The organism is Aminobacter sp. LjRoot7, from assembly GCF_964252895.1.
Lineage (GTDB): Bacteria > Pseudomonadota > Alphaproteobacteria > Rhizobiales > Rhizobiaceae > Aminobacter > Aminobacter aminovorans_B.
The window spans coordinates 316,002-333,972 of record NZ_CAXUPX020000003.1 but is presented as its reverse complement, the minus strand read 5'-3'; the positions used below and the strand labels follow the sequence as shown (position 1 = coordinate 333,972).

The 17,971-nt window shown below is 64.1% G+C and carries 15 protein-coding genes; 8 read left to right on the top strand and 7 right to left on the bottom strand.

Annotated elements, in window-relative coordinates; genetic code table 11:
* Window positions 1-411 precede the first annotated feature (411 nt).
* Window positions 412-3,333 (top strand): excinuclease ABC subunit UvrA, encoded by a 2,922-nt coding sequence (uvrA, locus tag ACSQ3E_RS11165; RefSeq protein WP_436122748.1) that lies wholly within the window; start codon window positions 412-414, stop codon window positions 3,331-3,333.
* Window positions 3,334-3,405: 72 nt separating this feature from the next.
* On the opposite strand, the gene ACSQ3E_RS11160 is transcribed toward uvrA, so the two are convergent.
* Window positions 3,406-4,038 carry an MBL fold metallo-hydrolase gene (locus tag ACSQ3E_RS11160; RefSeq protein ID WP_436122747.1) on the bottom strand — a complete coding sequence of 211 codons (633 nt, stop codon included), beginning with the start codon at window positions 4,036-4,038 and terminating at the stop codon, window positions 3,406-3,408.
* A 397-nt stretch (window positions 4,039-4,435) separates the two neighbouring features.
* On the opposite strand from ACSQ3E_RS11160, the gene ACSQ3E_RS11155 reads away from it, so the two are divergent.
* Both ACSQ3E_RS11155 and ACSQ3E_RS11150 read left to right on the top strand, forming a co-directional pair.
* Entirely contained in the window at window positions 4,436-5,776 is a 1,341-nt protein-coding gene (locus tag ACSQ3E_RS11155; protein ID WP_436122746.1) for a S8 family serine peptidase, read from the top strand.
* A 90-nt stretch (window positions 5,777-5,866) separates the two neighbouring features.
* On the top strand, window positions 5,867-6,109 hold the full coding sequence (locus ACSQ3E_RS11150; protein ID WP_436122745.1) for a hypothetical protein: 243 nt from the start codon (window positions 5,867-5,869) through the stop codon (window positions 6,107-6,109).
* A 61-nt stretch (window positions 6,110-6,170) separates the two neighbouring features.
* On the opposite strand, the gene ACSQ3E_RS11145 is transcribed toward ACSQ3E_RS11150, so the two are convergent.
* Window positions 6,171-7,232, bottom strand: coding sequence for a hypothetical protein (locus ACSQ3E_RS11145; protein ID WP_436122744.1), 1,062 nt, complete (start codon window positions 7,230-7,232; stop codon window positions 6,171-6,173).
* A gap of 219 nt (window positions 7,233-7,451) precedes the next feature.
* On the opposite strand from ACSQ3E_RS11145, the gene ACSQ3E_RS11140 reads away from it, so the two are divergent.
* The gene (locus ACSQ3E_RS11140; protein ID WP_436122743.1) at window positions 7,452-8,252 is read left to right on the top strand and encodes a DUF72 domain-containing protein; all 801 of its coding nucleotides are present in this window, start codon (window positions 7,452-7,454) and stop codon (window positions 8,250-8,252) included.
* 63 nt (window positions 8,253-8,315) lie between these two features.
* Here the strand turns inward: ACSQ3E_RS11140 and ACSQ3E_RS11135 are convergent, their stop codons facing one another.
* Complete coding sequence (locus ACSQ3E_RS11135; protein WP_436122742.1) at window positions 8,316-8,942, bottom strand: TetR/AcrR family transcriptional regulator; 627 nt, start codon at window positions 8,940-8,942, stop codon at window positions 8,316-8,318.
* A gap of 318 nt (window positions 8,943-9,260) precedes the next feature.
* On the opposite strand from ACSQ3E_RS11135, the gene ACSQ3E_RS11130 reads away from it, so the two are divergent.
* Window positions 9,261-10,007, top strand: coding sequence for an SDR family NAD(P)-dependent oxidoreductase (locus ACSQ3E_RS11130; RefSeq protein WP_436122976.1), 747 nt, complete (start codon window positions 9,261-9,263; stop codon window positions 10,005-10,007).
* Window positions 10,008-11,048: 1,041 nt separating this feature from the next.
* On the opposite strand, the gene ACSQ3E_RS11125 is transcribed toward ACSQ3E_RS11130, so the two are convergent.
* A complete protein-coding gene (locus ACSQ3E_RS11125; RefSeq protein ID WP_436122741.1) occupies window positions 11,049-12,548 on the bottom strand; it encodes an NAD(P)H-hydrate dehydratase in 1,500 nt (499 codons plus the stop codon).
* A 321-nt stretch (window positions 12,549-12,869) separates the two neighbouring features.
* Here ACSQ3E_RS11125 and ACSQ3E_RS11120 point away from each other — a divergent pair, with 321 nt between their 5' ends.
* Entirely contained in the window at window positions 12,870-13,208 is a 339-nt protein-coding gene (locus ACSQ3E_RS11120) for a P-II family nitrogen regulator (protein WP_055976860.1), read from the top strand.
* A gap of 48 nt (window positions 13,209-13,256) precedes the next feature.
* Window positions 13,257-14,666 (top strand): type I glutamate--ammonia ligase, encoded by a 1,410-nt coding sequence (gene glnA / locus ACSQ3E_RS11115; protein ID WP_436122740.1) that lies wholly within the window; start codon window positions 13,257-13,259, stop codon window positions 14,664-14,666.
* A gap of 106 nt (window positions 14,667-14,772) precedes the next feature.
* Here glnA and ACSQ3E_RS11110 read toward each other — a convergent pair whose 3' ends face one another.
* From ACSQ3E_RS11110 to ACSQ3E_RS11100, 3 genes are all read right to left on the bottom strand, one after another.
* The gene (locus tag ACSQ3E_RS11110; protein WP_436122739.1) at window positions 14,773-16,344 is read right to left on the bottom strand and encodes a GMC family oxidoreductase; all 1,572 of its coding nucleotides are present in this window, start codon (window positions 16,342-16,344) and stop codon (window positions 14,773-14,775) included.
* A gap of 49 nt (window positions 16,345-16,393) precedes the next feature.
* Window positions 16,394-16,927 (bottom strand): twin-arginine translocation signal domain-containing protein, encoded by a 534-nt coding sequence (locus ACSQ3E_RS11105; RefSeq protein WP_436122738.1) that lies wholly within the window; start codon window positions 16,925-16,927, stop codon window positions 16,394-16,396.
* A 69-nt stretch (window positions 16,928-16,996) separates the two neighbouring features.
* Entirely contained in the window at window positions 16,997-17,392 is a 396-nt protein-coding gene (locus ACSQ3E_RS11100) for a VOC family protein (protein ID WP_436122737.1), read from the bottom strand.
* Window positions 17,393-17,592: 200 nt separating this feature from the next.
* Here ACSQ3E_RS11100 and ACSQ3E_RS11095 point away from each other — a divergent pair, with 200 nt between their 5' ends.
* The gene (locus ACSQ3E_RS11095; RefSeq protein WP_310318527.1) at window positions 17,593-17,898 is read left to right on the top strand and encodes a ribbon-helix-helix domain-containing protein; all 306 of its coding nucleotides are present in this window, start codon (window positions 17,593-17,595) and stop codon (window positions 17,896-17,898) included.
* Window positions 17,899-17,971: the final 73 nt, after the last annotated feature.

The window sequence follows — 17,971 nt, the reverse complement described above, 5'->3', positions numbered from 1 at the left end:
CTCTGCTCCTACGTCAGTTGCGCCATGTGTTCGCCCGCTGCTCAACTCGCGTGTCTGCGGCGTCTCGCAGACCGACCGTAGCATGGTGAGGAGCCCTCAAGGAGGCTCGGCCTCAGGCGACCCAGGCACTCTGCATCCCTGATTCCCTTACGTCAACCACAACATTGTTAGTCGGGAAAAATGTGATCGAAGCCCGGTTCTGCAGCCCCGGATTCGCGTGACGCTCCTGCCATAACGTTGTCAGGAGCCCGTTCGGCCTTTGTTCTTTCCCCTTGCCCCTGCGCGCCAAAGGCGCTTAAACGCATTTGGTTGCCGCACCTCTCGACCGGGCGGCGAAAATACCTACATGAGGGGATGGCCGGGCTCACCCGCCACTCCACGCAATTCCAGATTTGAGGCGGCGGCGCGGCAATGGCCGATCACAAGTACATTTCCATTCGCGGTGCGCGCGAACACAATCTCAAGAACGTCGATCTCGACCTGCCGCGCGACAAGCTGATTGTCATGACCGGCCTGTCGGGCTCAGGCAAATCCTCGCTTGCCTTCGACACCATCTATGCCGAGGGCCAGCGTCGTTATGTCGAGAGCCTGTCGGCCTATGCCCGCCAGTTCCTCGAGATGATGCAGAAGCCCGATGTCGACCAGATCGACGGCCTGTCGCCGGCTATCTCGATCGAGCAGAAGACGACGTCGAAGAACCCGCGCTCGACGGTCGGCACCGTCACCGAGATCTACGACTACATGCGCCTTCTGTTCGCGCGTGTCGGCGTACCTTATTCGCCGGCCACCGGCTTGCCGATCGAGAGCCAGACGGTCAGCCAGATGGTCGACCGCGTGCTCGCGCTGAACGAAGGCACCCGCCTGTTCATCCTGGCGCCCATCGTTCGCGGACGTAAGGGTGAATACAAGAAGGAGCTCGCCGAGCTCCAGAAGAAGGGCTTCCAGCGCGTCAAGATCGACGGCGCCTTCTACGAGGTCGGCGAAGCGCCGGTTCTCGACAAGAAGTACAAGCACGACATCGACGTCGTCGTCGACCGCATCGTCGTCCGTCCCGATCTCGCCACGCGTCTCGCCGACTCGATCGAAACCGCGCTCAAGCTGGCTGAGGGCCTGGCCGTCGCCGAATTCGCCGACAAGCCGCTCGACGCCAGCCAGACCGGCGCGGATGCGATCAACAAGTCCGCCAACGAAACCCACGAACGCATTCTGTTCTCGGAGAAATTCGCCTGTCCGGTGTCGGGCTTCACCATCCCCGAGATCGAACCGCGCCTGTTCTCCTTCAACAACCCGTTCGGCGCCTGCCCGGCCTGCGACGGCCTGGGCAACCAGCGCGCCATCGATCCGATGCTGGTCGTGCCGGAAGAGCACGTCTCGCTGCGCGAGGGCGCGGTGGCGCCCTGGGCCAAGTCGACCTCGCCCTATTACACCCAGACGCTGGAAGCGCTCGGCAAGGTCTACGGCTTCAAGATCGGCGACCGCTGGCGCGACCTGACACTGGAGGCGCAGGAAGCCATTCTGCGCGGCACGGGCGCGAAGGAAATCACCTTCAACTATGACGACGGCCTGCGCTCCTACAAGACGACCAAGACCTTCGAGGGTGTGATCCCCAATCTCGAACGCCGCTGGAAGGAGACCGAATCCGCCTGGATGCGCGAGGAGATCGAGCGCTTCATGTCGGCCACGCCCTGCCCGGCCTGCGCGGGCTACCGTCTCAAGCCCGAGGCTTTGGCGGTCAAGGTCGGCGGCAAGCACATCGGCGAAGTCACCGAGCAGTCGATCCGCAAGGCCAATGCCTGGTTCGAGGAGCTGCCGGCCCTGCTCAACGACAAGCAGAACGAGATCGCCGTCCGCGTGCTCAAGGAAATCCGCGAGCGGCTGCGCTTCCTCAACGACGTCGGCCTCGAATATCTGACGCTGTCGCGCAATTCCGGCACGCTGTCGGGCGGCGAAAGCCAGCGCATCCGGCTGGCGTCGCAGATCGGCTCGGGCCTGACCGGCGTGCTCTACGTGCTCGACGAGCCGTCGATCGGCCTGCACCAGCGCGACAATGCCCGCCTGCTCGACACGCTGCGTCACCTCAGGGACATCGGCAACACCGTCATCGTCGTCGAACACGACGAGGACGCGGTGCTGACCGCCGACTATGTCGTCGACATGGGACCGGCCGCCGGCATCCATGGCGGCCAGATCATCGCTGAGGGCACGCCCCAGCAGGTCATGGCCAACCCCAACTCGATCACCGGCAAGTACCTGTCGGGCGAACTCGAGATCGCGGTTCCAGCCCAGCGCCGCGAGCTGAAGAAGAACAAGCGCATCAAGGTCGTCGGCGCCCGCGGCAACAACCTGAAGAATGTCAGCGCCGAAATCCCGCTCGGCACCTTCACCGCCGTGACCGGCGTGTCGGGTGGCGGCAAGTCGACCTTCCTGATCGAGACGTTGTTCAAGGCGGCGTCGCGCCGCATCATGGGCTCGCGCGAACATCCGGCCGAGCACGACCGCATCGAGGGCCTCGAATTCGTCGACAAGGTCATCGACATCGACCAGTCGCCGATCGGCCGCACGCCGCGCTCTAACCCGGCAACATACACCGGCGCCTTCACGCCGATCCGCGACTGGTTCGCCGGCCTGCCCGAAGCCAAGGCGCGCGGTTACCAGCCGGGCCGCTTCTCCTTCAACGTCAAGGGCGGCCGCTGCGAGGCCTGCCAGGGCGACGGCGTCATCAAGATCGAGATGCACTTCCTGCCCGACGTCTACGTCACCTGCGACGTCTGCCACGGCAAGCGCTACAACCGCGAAACCCTCGACGTGCTGTTCAAGGGCAAGTCGATCGCCGACGTGCTCGACATGACGGTCGAAGAAGGCGTCGAGTTCTTCGCCGCCGTTCCGGTGGTGCGCGACAAGCTGATGACGCTCAACCAGGTCGGCCTTGGCTACATCCATATCGGCCAGCAGGCCAACACGCTGTCGGGCGGCGAGGCCCAGCGCATCAAGCTCGCCAAGGAGCTGTCGCGCAAGGCCACCGGCAAGACGCTCTACATCCTGGACGAACCGACCACCGGCCTGCACTTCCACGACGTCGCCAAGCTGCTCGAAGTGCTGCACGAGCTCGTCGACCAGGGCAACACGGTGATCGTCATCGAGCACAATCTCGAGGTCATCAAGACCGCCGACTGGGTGCTCGACCTCGGCCCCGAAGGCGGCGACGGCGGCGGCGAACTCGTCGCCTCGGGCCGCCCCGAAGACATCGTCGCCGAACCGCGCAGCTACACCGGCCAGTTCCTCAAGGAACTCCTCGAACGCCGCCCGCGCGGCAAGCAGGAGGCGGCGGAGTAGCGATTGGCGCCGCGCCGGGGCGCAGTCAGATTGGTGATTGCCCCCCCGCCCTGAGGGCGCGGGCGTGATTCCTCATGCGGCGCGGGGTCGCCACGGCTGGTGCTCGTGTGCCAGCCAGACCAGTTCGGGGTCCAGCGCGAGCACCAGCAACTGACCTTCGCTAGACGGCTCATCAAGCTCGCCAAACCAAACCGCCACGTCGCCGCCAACGACGATCGGGCGCCCGCCAGTCTCGACCACGACCACCTGCATGCCGGCCGTGTGGCCGGGCGCCGGGACGAGCCGGAGCCCGGGAAGCAGCTCGAGTTCGCCATCCACCGGCACATAGCGCACGCCGGGCGCATCGACCCACGCGCGAATGGGGTATTCGTTCTCGTCACTATGCGCGTCGTCGAGTTCGCGACGCTGGACGTAGATCGGCTTGCCGGCGAAGAGGTGGTTACCGCCGCAATGGTCGGCATGCAGGTGTGTGTTGACGACGATGTCGATACTGGCGAGGTCGAAGTCCCGCCTGTTCAGTGGATAGAGGAGGAGAGGATCGAAGGCGGCCACCACCGCCGGGTGCAGCTCCGTCATGCCGGTGTCGACAAGTATGCGCGCATCGGGATGGTCGATGACGTGCACATAGACTGGCATGCGCTCACCCTCCACGCTCAGCTCGGCAACGAGGATTGGCGTGATGGTGATCGAGGCGTAGGCGTTCATCTTTCCATCTCCTTCGACATCTTGCGCTGCCGGCCAGGCAGCCCATGTCCTGATGAAGTGGCGGAAGAGCGTGAGGGCTTGGCTCCTACGCCATTTGGTTGAAGCAGCCGTCCAGGGACCGGTTCATTCCAAACGCGGGTCGGCCCTGCCACTTCCTTTGCTCACGTCGATGCCAATGTGATTTCACAATGCAACTGGTTGCAGATTAGAATAACCAACCTTGTCTTGCAACCGGTTTTTGGCGTGCGCATAAACGACCGGCGCTCGGACTGCTCATCAATCCCTGAATCCCGTGGCAGCAACTGAACACGATCAAATTTCCCCTTCACTCCTTTAAGTTGATTCTTTTTCATATTATGCTCGCAAAGATTGCAAAGCATGATCTGGGGAGGGATCGATGACGAGCACAGCCAACATCCTGGCGCCGCAGCCGACCGGCAACCTGCTGGTGATGTTCCAGCCGGGCCAGAAACCGCGGCAGGTCGACAGGCTGGTTTCCAACACGCTCGGCGTAAAGCATGTCGTTCATTCGAGCGATTTCGCGGCACCCGACGCGCGCATGGTCGATGCCTTTGCCGAGTCAGGCGTGCTCAATCTCGACAGGATCGGCATCGCCGTCGTCGCCATGCAACCGGGCAGCGCCATGGCGATCGCCAGCGCCAATCTCAATGCCGACAAGAACGTGCGTGCCTCCCGGCCCGAATTCTGGCTGCGGGCACTGAGCAGCTGGAACGACCGCCACGCCGCCTGGGTCCGCGATGGCCTGGCACTGCTGGCCGACCCGTCCGCGAACGGAAACGGCGCGGCACCACAGCTGAAGGCAAGCTTTGCGCCGCCGATCACCCCGCCCGCGACCGGCCTGCCGGCGGCGATCTCGGCGCAGTCGTCGGCCACCTGGGGCCTCGCCTGCACGCGGGCCGAGCTGTCGGGTTTCAGCGGCGCCGGCATCCGGATCGCCGTGCTCGACACCGGCTTCGACCTCAAGCATCCGGATTTTTCCGGCCGCAAGGTCGTCCAGCAGTCCTTCGTGCCGGGCGACAGCTCGGTCCAGGACGCCCAGGGCCACGGCACCCATTGCATTGGCACCGCTTGCGGCCCGCGCGCCCCTGCCGGCCAGATCCGCTACGGCGTCGCCCACGAGGCCGACATCTATGTCGGCAAGGTGCTCAACGATGCCGGTTCGGGCCAGGAAGGCTGGGTGCTCGCCGGCATCGAATGGGCCGTCGACAGCGGCTGCGAGGTCATCTCGATGTCGCTCGGCCGGCCTGTCCTGCCGGAAGAAACGCCGGACCCGTTCTACGAGAATGCCGGCGAATACGCGCTGGAAAAGGGCTCGCTGATCATTGCCGCCGCCGGCAACGACAGCTGGCGCCAATATGCCGACATCAAGCCCGTCAATTCGCCGGCCAATTGCGAGTCGATCATGGCGGTCGGCGCCATCGACGCAAAGTTCAAGATCGCCAATTTCTCCTGCGGCGGGCTCATTGCGCCCGGCGGCACGGTCAGCATCGCCGGCCCCGGCGTCGACATCTTCTCAGCCTTCCCGATGCCGCGCCGCTATGAGCGCCTGTCCGGCACCTCGATGGCGACGCCGCATGTTGCCGGCATAGCCGCCCTTTTGGCCCAGTCCGACAAGAGCCTGCGCGGCAAGGCGCTGTGGGAAGCGCTCGAGCGCAACGCACAGCACATCGGCCTGTCCGACCGCGACGTCGGCAAAGGCCTAGTCATCGCGCCCTGAGGCGTCGGCAAGTACAGCCTGTGATTGTGGACTTGGGTGGAAGCCGCACCCTATAATGCCGTTTACGACATCATTAGGGATCCGATGGTCATGGCGGCGAGAAATGTCCTGGTGCTTGTCGACACCAAGCATGGCCGCAGCTTCGATGCCGTCCAGGCCGAAGTCGAGAAGGGCGGCCTGCGCGTGGAAAAAGTCATGCGCGGACTGCGCACCATATCAGGCAAGCTCGACGACAAGCTGATCGAGCAGCTGCGCGGCATCGACGGCGTCGCCGCAGTGCGCGAGGAAGGCACGTTCTCGCTGCCGCCGATGGACAGCAAGACGCCGCAATAGGATTTTGCCCGAAAACCGAAGCCTGCCAGCCGCTTCGGCCGGACAGGTTGTGCCGGGCCGCCTACGCCGCCTCGGCCTGCCGACGCAGCAGCCACAGACCGTAGACCAGGATGACGCAGGCGATCAGGAACTCGCGGATCTCCGACAGCTCGTAGCCGTCGGCCATCCTGTGTCCGCCGAAGACGAACAGCAGTTGCGACGCCGGCAGAACCACGGCGACAACGATCCCCGCCGCGCGATACGTCAGCGGCGCCTGCCACAGCTCCATCGCCAACCGCCACGCAACCACCACGCCCATGAAGAACCAGAGCTGGTACGGCACGACGTTCCATTCCTCGTAGAGCAGTCCGGCCAGCGGCAGCGCCGCCAGCGCAAACAGTCTTGGCGGAACGAAGGACCCGACCGGCCGCAGCCAGGCCGCGACATGCGCCGGCCAGGCAACCGGTAGGACGACGAACAGCAGGAACGCCGCCGAATAGTAGACCGCCTCGAACCTGTAGGTGGCGAAGTTGTGCAAATTGGTCTCGTTCTGGACATTGCCGGCAAACATCGGCCCGGCCGTCCAGCCGATCCAGTGCTGCCCCCATGACATCTCCTCCATCAGGATCAGGAACGTCACCAGCATCAGCGCCGCATGCACGGCCGAGCGCGGCAGGCCGAGCACTTTCGCGCGGTTGCGGCGGTCGCGCCAGGCTGCGGCCCCCAGTGCCAAAAGCGCGCCAATGAAAACGACCTCGGTCAGGATGCTCAGCACCTGCCCTTCCCGCACCGTCTCGTTGAGAACAGTCGGCACCACGGCCACTGCTGCCGCTGCCATCAACAGCGCACCGGTCATCAGCCAGGCAGCGCCAAGCAGCAGCGGCGCCTCCCCGTCGACAAGCGTCCGGCCAGGCGCCGGCTGGTACAGCGCCGCGACCAGCAGGCAGGCCGAGACCAGAGCAACGAATGGCCTGACCAGCCCGAACAGCGTCCAGTCGACTCGGTCCTTTGCGAGAAGATCGCGGTCGTTGATCGCCAAATCGTAGGCGATCAGTGACACGATGATCGCCCCGGCAGCGGCGATCATCCCCATCCGCGCCGCACCGTATGGCGAAGCCGCTCGCGTCCCTGGAATCGTCGACATCAAGTTCACACACATGTTTGCGTTTGTATGAGCTTCGCTAGCCGGCCACCCGCCAACAAACAGTAAATCCGGCACCCGCTCCGTGCGAAATATTGCCCGCCGGCCTCGGCCTTCGCTCAAGTTGCTGTCAGGATGCTTGCCTTGGACCACCGTTCGCGGCTTTGACGCTCCCGCACCTTCGGCTAGAACAGACCGCACCGACTGAAAAGGGATAGAACGATGAGTGGAAACATCCGGGCAGGCATGGGCGGCTGGACGTTCGAGCCCTGGGAAGGCACGTTCTATCCCGAAAAGCTGTCCAAGGCGAAGCAACTGCAATTCGCCAGCAGCCACGTGCCGACGATCGAGGTCAACGGCACCTACTACTCGTCCTTCAAGGAACCGACCTTCATGAAATGGGCCAGCGAAGCCCCCGACGGTTTCGTCTACGCGCTCAAGGGCAACCGCTTCGTCACCAACCGCCGCGTGCTCGGCGAGGCCGGCGAATCGATGATGCGCTTTCTCGGCTCCGGCGTTGCCGCACTCGGTGACAAGCTCGGCCCGATCCTGTGGCAGTTCGCGCCGACCAAGAAGTTCGACGAAGCCGACTTCGGCGCCTTCCTCAAGCTTTTGCCGGAAAAGCAGGATGGCGTGAAACTGCGCCACGCGGTCGAGGTGCGCCACGATTCCTTCATCGTGCCTGAATTCGCAGCACTTGCCCGCAAGCATGACGTCGCCATCGTCTACGCCGACCACGCCAAATATCCTGCCATCGCTGACGTCACCGGCGATTTCGTCTATGCGCGCCTGCAGACCGGCAGCGACGACAACCACGACTGCTACACCCCTGAAGCGCTCGACGCCTGGAGCGAGCGCGCCAAGGTCTGGGCCGCCGGCGGCACGCCCGCGGACCTGCCCCGCGCCGATCCCGGCACCGAGGCGCCTGCAAAACCGCGCGACGTGTTCGTCTACTTCATCACCGAGGGCAAGGTCCGCGCCCCCTTCGGCGCCATGGCCTTCATGAACAGGATCAACGGCTAAGGCAGTCCCAGGAAAACCGTGCCGCGGTTTTCCGTCCGGAATTGCGCAAAGCAAAAGGCTTGATCAGGCTCCGGCGCTGCGTCCGGAGCCGGCCGTCAGCGTGCCCCAGGCAGCCATTGCGCCCTCGGCAACCGCCAGCAGCGCCTCGCGCGTAGCACCGTCGCGCGCCTGCACTGACATGCCTTGCTGCACGGCGAGGTAAAACGCCGCGATCGCGTCGCAATCGACAGTTTCGGGCAGTTCACCGTCGGCCACCGCCTGCTTCAGCCGGCCAGCCAGGTCGCGCGCGCTCGACATGCGGCGTTCGCTGAGATCGCGGAACACCTCGACATTGGTCTCGCTGACATTGAGCGCGCCGAGCACGATCAGGCAGCCCTTGGGATCGCCCGGCTCGCTGAACGCGCGCGCCGACGCGCGCAGGAAATCGCCGATCGCCTCCCTTGTGCTGCCGGGTCGCTCGAAGGCACCCCAGATCTCAAAACCTTCGGTTGCGCCATAGAGATCGACAGCCTCGCGAAACAACGCCTCCTTGCTGCCGAAGGCGGCGTAAAGGCTGGGCGAGTTGATGCCCATGGCCGTCGTCAGATCCGCCAGAGACGCCCCGTCATAACCCTTTTTCCAGAACACCCGCATCGCCTGCCGCAAGGCGGCATCACGGTCGAAGCTGCGCGGACGACCCTTCTGAGACATCTCGAACCTTTCTGTTATGATCGATACATAATGCCCTTGACGCGCTTGGGCAAGGCTGCCATCTGTTTTGTATCGATCAATACAGAAAGACAGATCATGCCCTCCCCAAGCGATACGAAAGAACTCTCCGGCCGCGATAACGGCGGGAGTGAACCCTCCCGGTCCGAACCAGGCGGGCTCGGGCTCTCCCAGCCTGAACACGCAGATCTCGAACTTGGCGGCAGCGAACCCAGCCAGTCCGAACACGGCTTGAGCGCCCCCGCGCGACCCGAACGCGCAGGCCGTGAAGTCTCCCGGCCCGTCAGCGCAGGCCTCGAACTGTCCGGACTGGAACTGGCCGGCAAGGTCGCCCTCGTCACCGGCGGCAGCCGCGGCATCGGGGCGGCCATCGCTGTCCAGCTCGCCGCAGCAGGCGCCGACGTCGCCCTGACCTATGTCCGCTCGGCGGAAAAGGCCGAAGCCGTCGTCGGGCAGGTCGAGGCCCTTGGCCGGCGCGGCCTGGCGATCCAGGCCGACAATGCCAATGCGGCTGCCGTCGAAGCGGCCGTCGCTTCCACCATCAAGGCCTTCGGACGCCTCGGCGTTCTGGTCAACAGCGCCGGCATCTGGCACCACGGTCCCATCGACACGGTCTCGCTCGAACAGCTCGACGAGGTCATGTCGGTCAATTTCCGCGCTCCCTTCATCGCCTCGAAGGCAGCCGCCGGCGTCATGCATGAAGGCGGCCGGATTATCTCGATCGGCAGCAACCTCGCCGACCGCGTTCCCTTCGAGGGCATCGCGCTCTATTCGGCCAGCAAGGCCGCACTCGTCGGCCTGACCAAGGGCCTGGCACGCGACCTTGGCCCCCGCGGCATCACCGTCAACGTCGTTCATCCCGGCTCGACCGAAACCGACATGAACCCCGCCGAGGGCGAGGTTGCCGACTACCAGCGCAGCCTGATGGCGATCCCGCAATTCGGCTCGCCCGACGACATCGCCGGCCTCGTAACCTGGCTCGCCGGCCCGCAATCCCGCTTCGTCACCGGCGCTGCGCTCACCATCGACGGCGGCACCAACGCCTGAGTGCGTCCTCTCTGCGCCACTGAGGTGCACGGGTGGCGGGGCGTGGAGAGGTTCTCCACGCCCATTACACTTTACTCGATTGGGGCAATTCCGGCTTTTCGTCGCCGTCGCGATCCTTCGCACCCCCTCTGGCCTGCCGGCCATCTCCCCCACAAGGAGGGAGATTAGTCTCGTCGCCGGCGGCGCCCATTCTGCGAGGTGGCAACGGAAAGCCTTGCTACGTTGGCGATTGGCCGAGGCGCCGGTGAAGGCGTGATCTCCCTCCTTGTGGGGGAGATGGCCGGCAGGCCAGAGGGGGGTGCGAAGGATAACGGCGCCAAAGGTTGGCTTCGTAGGGAATGACCGCCCACACCCATTTGTCAGCATCCCTGTCACCATCCCCCATGGACAGCCGCTCCATTTTCTCCACCCCCTCATTACCTGCCGTATCATTCCCCCATCGCCCTTACGGGATCTGGTGCGCACCGAGTATCAGGGAGGGCGGCGGTGACCTCCCGCCACGGCTTCGGTAGCCGTGGCTCCGAGGGCCCGACGACAGGTCGGCGTTTTCCGGTGCCTTGTTCCGCAAATGGAATATGGCGCGGCAGGGAAATGCGGAGAAGCCGCGGCGATTGTCCATGGAATGTACATGGAGCGGCGCTGTGACCGGCCAACCTCGGGACAGACACCGAGCGGGGCGCGAGTTCGCGCCATTACTAATCTATCGGAAGGCACGGCCTCGCGCCCCGCTTCCCGAACTATCTCCCCAAGCGGGAGTGTTCTTTGACAATGGCCAGGCGCGAAAGCGAGCGTGGCAGTGAAGAAACTTGGCGCCAACATCGACGCCGTCATCCCGGAAACCGGAGCGCAGCGGAGGTTATCCGGGACCCATTGACTGGACCATCGTGAAGCACGGCCGGGTCCTCGCCCTGGCGCTTGTCATGTATGCCTCGTCGAACCCAGACCCCGGCCGCGCCGGCCAATAGGTCCCGGGTCTCGCTTCGCTCGCCCGGGATGACGTGCGCGACCTATTTTCCTCACTAGGGGGAGAAGGCAGCACCCTCACCCGCCCAACGCCGCCACGACGTCCCTCAGCGCCAGCGGCAAATCCTCCGCGATAAGCCCCGGCCCGAAGCGCCGTGCCGCCTCGGCGTGCATCCAGACGGCAGCACAGGCGGCTTCGAAAGCCGGCATGCGCTGTGCCAGGAGGGCCGCGACGATGCCCGACAGCACGTCGCCGGACCCGGCGGTCGCCAGCAGCGGCGTGCCATTGGCATTGATCGCGGCACGCCCGTCGGGCGCCGCAATCACCGTGTCGGGGCCCTTGTAGATGATGAAGGCATTGGCCTTGGCCGCCGCCGCCCGCGCCCGCTCGAGCTTGGACAGCGACGCATCGGCGGCGATCTCGGGAAACAGCCGGCCGAACTCGCCATGATGTGGTGTCAGCACAAGCGCCGGCGCATTCGGACGCTTTCGTGCCTCGAAGAACGCGGCACGGCGATGCGAAAGCGAGGTGATGCCGTCGGCGTCGAGCACGAGCGCGCCGAAGCGGCCCTCGGCGACCGACATCAACTCGAGCGCGAAACGCCCGATTTCAGGCTCGGAGCCAAGCCCGGGGCCATAGACCAGCGCTTCGGGCTTGCGTGCGCCGAGAAACGCCAGCGCGTCCTGAAGCGTGTCGGAGCGCCTCAGGATGATCGAGGTCAAATGCGCGGCATTGGCGGCCAGTGCCGCTCCTGGCGACAGCACGGTGACAGCACCCGCCCCTGCCCGTGCCGCCGCCATCGCCGACAGCCGCGCAGCACCGGTGGCCGACGGCCCGCCGGAGAAGACACCGACATGGCCGCGGCTGTATTTGTGGGCGTCGTTCGCCGGCGACGGAAAATGCGACCGCCACCATGCCGGATCGTTTTCGAAGCAGCGCGCAGAGGTAGCCGCAACGGTGGTGTCCGTGATGCCGATGTCGGCTACCACCACCTCGCCACATTGCCCCCGCCCGGGATAGAGCAGGTGCCCCGGTTTCTTGCGGGCAAAGGTCACGGTCAGCACAGCCTGAAAGGCGCCGCCCAGGACCTCGCCGGAAGCACCCGACACGCCGGAAGGAAGGTCGACCGCAATCACCGGAACACCGGCCGCCGCCGTTCGCTCGATCGCCTGAATAACCTCGCCGTCGAGCGACTTGGACAGTCCGGCGCCGTAAAGGGCATCCACGACGACGGCGCCCGCCTCGGGAGCGAACGCGGCCAAAGGCTCCACTGTGACCGGGGATTCGGCGGCGGCCAGCGCCGCATCGCTGCCGCTTCGTGGTATGCCGGTCGCGAAAAGCCTGACGGCAACGCCGCTTTCGGCAAGCAGGCGCGCCACGACATAACCGTCACCGCCATTATTGCCCGGCCCGCACAGCACATGCACGCTTCGCGCGCCGGGAAACCGCTGGAACACCAGATCGGCGATGGCGCCGCCTGCCCGCCGCATCAGGCCGATGCCGTCCACCGGTCCGGCAGCGATCGTCAGCCTGTCGGCCTCGGCCATCTCGCTGGGGGTCAGCAGTTCAAATGCCATGGCGGTCATCCCGGATGAATCCTGCTACCGAGTTAGCACGCCGCAGGCACTCGGCCCAAACGGCGATGCCTCAATTCAACCACGCACAAATCGCAGGCATGTTGCCGCATTTTTGTGCACTACGAACGTCGCCAAAACGATGAATTTTTGTGCGCATCTCGACCGAACGCTAGAAATCGGTTCCAATCGCCCACGTCTTCGGCTGCCTTCAGGGCAAACCGAACAAAGTTGCCGCACCCACTCGACTTGGCACGCTTCGTGCTTGAAGTTGCGCGAGTGGGTGCATCACCCCTGAGTTACGGCAGTGGAGGCCATATCCGCATGAAAAAAATCGAAGCGATCATCAAGCCGTTCAAGCTCGACGAAGTGAAGGAAGCGCTCCAGGAAGCCGGGCTGCAGGGCATCACCGTCACCGAAGCCAAGGGGTTCGGCCGCCAGAAGGGCCACACCGAGCTCTATCGCGGCGCCGAATATGTCGTCGACTTCCTGCCCAAGGTGAAGATCGAGGTCGTTCTCGGCGACGAGTCGGTCGAGGCGGCCATCGAGGCGATCCGCAAGGCGGCCCAGACCGGCCGTATCGGCGACGGCAAGATCTTTGTCTCCAACATCGAGGAAGTCGTGCGCATCCGCACCGGCGAGACCGGCGTCGACGCCATCTGATTTCGCGAAAATTCCAGTTTCAACGTCATCAAGACAGGAAAACCCCACATGACGACAGCCAAAGACGTAATGAAGCAGATCAAGGACAACGACGTTAAGTTCGTTGACCTGCGCTTCACCGACCCCAAGGGCAAGCTCCAGCACGTCACCATGGACATCGCCGAGGTCGAGGAAGAGATGTTCGCAGACGGCGTCATGTTCGACGGCTCGTCGATCGCCGGCTGGAAGGCCATCAACGAGTCCGACATGGTGCTCATGCCCGATCTGGACACGGTCCACATGGACCCGTTCTTCGCCCAGTCGACCATGGTCATCCTGTGCGACATCCTCGATCCGGTTTCGGGCGAAGCCTACAACCGCGACCCGCGCGGCATCGCCAAGAAGGCCGAAGCCTACCTGAAGGCCGAAGGCATCGGTGACACCGTCTATGTCGGTCCGGAAGCCGAATTCTTCGTCTTCGACGACGTCAAGTACAAAGCCGATCCGTACAACACCGGCTTCAAGCTCGATTCGACCGAACTGCCGTCGAACGACGACACCGACTATGAGACCGGCAACCTCGGCCACCGTCCGCGCGTCAAGGGCGGCTATTTCCCGGTTCCGCCGATCGACAGCTGCCAGGACATGCGTTCGGAAATGCTAACCGTGCTGACCGAAATGGGTGTGCGCGTCGAAAAGCACCACCACGAAGTCGCTGCCGCCCAGCACGAGCTCGGCGTCAAGTTCGACACGCTGGTCCGCAACGCCGACAAGATGCTGATCTACAAGTATGTCGTGCACCAGGTCGCCAATGCCTATGGCAAGACGGCAACCTTCATGCCGAAGCCGATCTTCGGCGACAACGGCTCGGGCATGCACGTTCACCTGTCGATCTGGAAGAATGGCAAGCCGACCTTCGCCGGCAACGAATATGCAGGCCTGTCGGAAAGCTGCCTCTACTTCATCGGCGGCGTCATCAAGCACGCCAAGGCGATCAACGCCTTCACCAACCCGCTGACCAACTCCTACAAGCGCCTGGTCCCCGGCTATGAAGCCCCGGTCCTGCTCGCCTATTCCGCGCGCAACCGCTCGGCCTCCTGCCGCATTCCGTTCGGCAATTCGCCGAAGTCCAAGCGCGTCGAGGTCCGCTTCCCAGATCCGGGCGCGAACCCCTACCTCGCTTTCGCAGCCCTGCTGATGGCTGGCCTCGACGGCATCAAGAACAAGATCCACCCCGGCCAGCCGATGGACAAGGATCTCTACGACCTGCCGGCCAAGGAGCTCAAGAAGATCCCGACCGTCTGCGGCTCGCTGCGTGAAGCTCTCCAGAGCCTCGACAAGGACCGCGGCTTCCTGAAGGCCGGCGGCGTCTTCGACGACGACCAGATCGACTCGTTCATCGAGCTCAAGATGGCCGAGGTCATGCGCTTCGAAATGACCCCGCACCCGGTCGAATACGACATGTACTATTCGATCTAAGCATCGAAAAAGACAGAGAAAAGCCCCGGATCGCTCCGGGGCTTTTTTGTTTGGCGGGACGGCGATCGACAAGGTTCGTCGCCGTGGAGGATGCGCGGCCAAACGATCAGATGCTCTTCGCGCTCATCTGTTCGGCGATGTAGTCGGCCTGGCGGATAGCCAGCGTCACGATGGTCAGCGTCGGGTTCTCGGCAGCTCCGGTAGTGAACTGGCTGCCGTCGGAGACGAACAGGTTCTTGATATCGTGCGTCTGGCCCCATTTGTTGACCACACCATCGGACGCCTTCTCGCTCATGCGGTTGGTGCCGAGATTGTGGGTCGAGGGGTATGGCGGCGTCGGGAAGGTTCTGGTGGCGCCGACGGCGTCATACATCGCCATGCCCTGCTTGTAGGCATGGTTGCGCATGGCGACGTCGTTGGGATGGTCGGTGAACCAGACGTCGGGGATCGGCATGCCGTATTTGTCCTTGAGCTCGCCATGCAATTTCACCGCGTTCTGCTCCTGCGGCATGTCCTCGCCGACGATCCACATGCCGGCCATCTTGTCGTAGTGGTCGAGTGCCGTGGTAAACGAACGGCCCCAGCCCCCGGGATCGAGGAACGCCGCCATGAACGGCAGGCCCAGCGCCAGCGTTTCGAGCTCGTAGCCGCCGACGAAACCGCGTGACGGATCGTGCTTCGCCTCGTCCCTGACGATACCGGCCATGGTCGTGCCGCGCCAGAAGTGCACCGGCTTGTCGAACACCGCATAGACCGAGCCGGTGGTGTGGCGCATGTAGTTCTTGCCCACCTGCCCTGACGAATTGGCAAGACCATCGGGATATTTCGACGATTGCGAGTTGAGCAGCAGCCGCGGGCTCTCGATCGAATTGCCGGCGACGCAAACGACACGCGCCTTCTGGCTCTGCAGCTTGCCGTCCTTGTCGGCATAGACCACCGCCGTCACCTTGCCGCTGTCGTCGTGCTCGATCTTGAGCACGTGGCTGTTTGGCCGGACCTCCAGCTTGCCGGTCGCCTCGCCCTTGGGGATTTCGGTGTAGAGCGTCGACCATTTGGCGCCCCACTTGCAACCCTGGAAGCAGAAGCCGGTCTGCTGGCAGCCCATGCGGCCGTCGCGGTCGGCGGAATTGATGGCCATCCGCCCGGTGTGGCACTCCTTGTAGCCGAGCTTGTCGGCGCCGGCCTTGAACACCTTGAAGTTGTTGTTGCCTGGCAGGCCCTCGATGCCGTTGGTGCGGGTCACGCCCATCTTGTCTTCGGCCTTGGCGTAATAGGGCTCGAGGTCGGCGAGCGTGATCGGCCAGTCAAGCAGGTTGGCGCCTTCGACCTTGCCGTAGTTGGTCAGCGTCTTGAACTCATGCTCCTGAAAGCGCAGCGATGCGCCGGCCCAGTGCGTGGTCGTGCCGCCGACCGCCTTGACGATCCAGGCGGGCAGGTTGGGAAAGTCCTTGTGCACGCGCCAGCCGCCGCCGGTCGTGCGGTTGTCGAGCCAGGCAAGCTGGCCGAAGGAGTCCCACTCGTCGTTGATGAAATCCTCATATTCGATGCGCGGACCGGCTTCGAGAATGACGACGTCGATGCCCTTCTGGGCGAGTTCGTTGCCGAGCGTGCCGCCACCGGCTCCGGAGCCGATGATGACGACGACGCTGTCGTCGTTGAGACCATAAGGTGCAGGCATGTTTTCCTCCCGGGAATGCTGAAAAGGCTGGGTTCGCGACTGGAGCCGGTCAGAGCCACTCGATGTCGTCGAAGCCGCGCGCGATGTATCCGCCCTTGGAGTAGGACTCGCCCTCGTAGCCGAAGATCGGCCACAGCTCCTTCTGGTTGTAGAGCCCGACGACGAGCCCGCCCCTGACAGCCTGGAAGAACGGCGTGTCCTCGATCTGGCGGAGAATGGCGACGCGCTGGTCTTCCCAGCCAAGTCCCTTGTAACCGCCGGTGCCGGCCTTCTGGTCGAGATCGGCGATGCCCTTCTCGATCAGCTCCTTGTGGGCCGGATCCTTACCGGCGAGCTCGTCATGGCTCTTGATGGCAATGGCGTAGAACCTGTCCGGCACCTGGTCGTGCGGATAGACGTCGCGCGCCATCTGGATCAGCGTCGCCACGGTTTCGGGTTTCAGTGCCGTGCTTTCGAGCCCCCAGGCTTCGCCGGTGCTGAGCACGGCAGAGCCGCTGATGATGAGCAGCGCACCGGCGGCTGTGCCGCGCTTGAGCAGCTCACGCCGCGACAGGCCGGGCCTGCCTTGATAGATCGTCACCATGATTTTCCTCCCTTGCTTGCTATGCGCCCTGGGCGCTTGGCTGGCGCGGCGCTCCTCCGCCGCGGCATGTCACTTGAAACGGCCGCTCCTCTGCAAAACCTCGATCTTGTAGCCGTCGGGATCCTCGATGAAGAAGAAGCGGGCCAATGGCGTACCGCCCGGCGCGAAGTCGACGATGTCCTTGGGGGTGAGCCCGGCGGCAACCATGCGGGCGCGCTCGGCGTCGAGATCGGCCACCGACACGGCGAGATGGCCGTAGCCGTCGCCAAGCGCATAGGGCTCGGCCCTGCCCTTGTTGACCGTCAGCTCGACTTCGAACTCGGTCTCGGGATTGCTGAGATAGATCAGCGTGAAGGTCTCGAAGTCGAGCCTGTCGGCGATTTCGAGACCAAAAGCCGTGCGATAGAATGAAAGCGAGCGCGCTTCGTCGAGCACACGCACCATGGAATGGATTGCCTTGGCCATTCGCCCTCCTGGTAGTTGGAACAGGAGGATTATGAATCGCTACAAAACCAAGTGGTGGCAGCCGGTTACCACGCTTTCAGGAGCATAGTTTGCTAGGCAGCGACGAAAGCATGGTTGCGATGGCGTGCCGTTGGGTCGATGATGGCTTTCGAGAGCCAGCACCGGCGCGACGTGTCGGGCAAGCCAGCGGGAGAAATGACATGTGCAAGGTGTTTGCCGGACAGGATCCGAAGGGCTATCGCCAGATCAACAGGTCGATCCGGATCGCCGGCCATTCGACCAGCATCCAGCTGGAAGCGACCTTCTGGGACCTGCTCGACGAGATCGCCGCCTCCCAAGAGCTGACGACACCGAAATTCATCTCGAAGCTCTATGACGAGGCGATCGAGATCAACGGCGAGATCCCGAACTTCGCCTCGATGCTGCGCACCACCTGCGCGCTCTATCTGCGTGGCCACAAGCCGGCAGCTGATGAAGTCGAGGCCTTGAAGCGCTACGCGGCGTGACCTTCGTCAGCTTCCGTCGATAACGCACGGAAAACACGAACAAAAAAACCCGGGGTCGCCCCCGGGTTTTTGA

What these genes read in the sequence shown, in the direction of transcription:
- uvrA (WP_436122748.1), top strand. Translation starts at nt 412, where the DNA reads ATGGCCGATCACAAGTACATTTCCATTCGCGGTGCGCGCGAACACAAT.
- ACSQ3E_RS11160 (WP_436122747.1), bottom strand. Translation starts at nt 4,038, where the DNA reads ATGAACGCCTACGCCTCGATCACCATCACGCCAATCCTCGTTGCCGAG.
- ACSQ3E_RS11155 (WP_436122746.1), top strand. Translation starts at nt 4,436, where the DNA reads ATGACGAGCACAGCCAACATCCTGGCGCCGCAGCCGACCGGCAACCTG.
- ACSQ3E_RS11150 (WP_436122745.1), top strand. Translation starts at nt 5,867, where the DNA reads ATGGCGGCGAGAAATGTCCTGGTGCTTGTCGACACCAAGCATGGCCGC.
- ACSQ3E_RS11145 (WP_436122744.1), bottom strand. Translation starts at nt 7,232, where the DNA reads ATGTCGACGATTCCAGGGACGCGAGCGGCTTCGCCATACGGTGCGGCG.
- ACSQ3E_RS11140 (WP_436122743.1), top strand. Translation starts at nt 7,452, where the DNA reads ATGAGTGGAAACATCCGGGCAGGCATGGGCGGCTGGACGTTCGAGCCC.
- ACSQ3E_RS11135 (WP_436122742.1), bottom strand. Translation starts at nt 8,942, where the DNA reads ATGTCTCAGAAGGGTCGTCCGCGCAGCTTCGACCGTGATGCCGCCTTG.
- ACSQ3E_RS11125 (WP_436122741.1), bottom strand. Translation starts at nt 12,548, where the DNA reads ATGGCATTTGAACTGCTGACCCCCAGCGAGATGGCCGAGGCCGACAGG.
- ACSQ3E_RS11120 (WP_055976860.1), top strand. Translation starts at nt 12,870, where the DNA reads ATGAAAAAAATCGAAGCGATCATCAAGCCGTTCAAGCTCGACGAAGTG.
- glnA (WP_436122740.1), top strand. Translation starts at nt 13,257, where the DNA reads ATGACGACAGCCAAAGACGTAATGAAGCAGATCAAGGACAACGACGTT.
- ACSQ3E_RS11110 (WP_436122739.1), bottom strand. Translation starts at nt 16,344, where the DNA reads ATGCCTGCACCTTATGGTCTCAACGACGACAGCGTCGTCGTCATCATC.
- ACSQ3E_RS11105 (WP_436122738.1), bottom strand. Translation starts at nt 16,927, where the DNA reads ATGGTGACGATCTATCAAGGCAGGCCCGGCCTGTCGCGGCGTGAGCTG.
- ACSQ3E_RS11100 (WP_436122737.1), bottom strand. Translation starts at nt 17,392, where the DNA reads ATGGCCAAGGCAATCCATTCCATGGTGCGTGTGCTCGACGAAGCGCGC.
- ACSQ3E_RS11095 (WP_310318527.1), top strand. Translation starts at nt 17,593, where the DNA reads ATGTGCAAGGTGTTTGCCGGACAGGATCCGAAGGGCTATCGCCAGATC.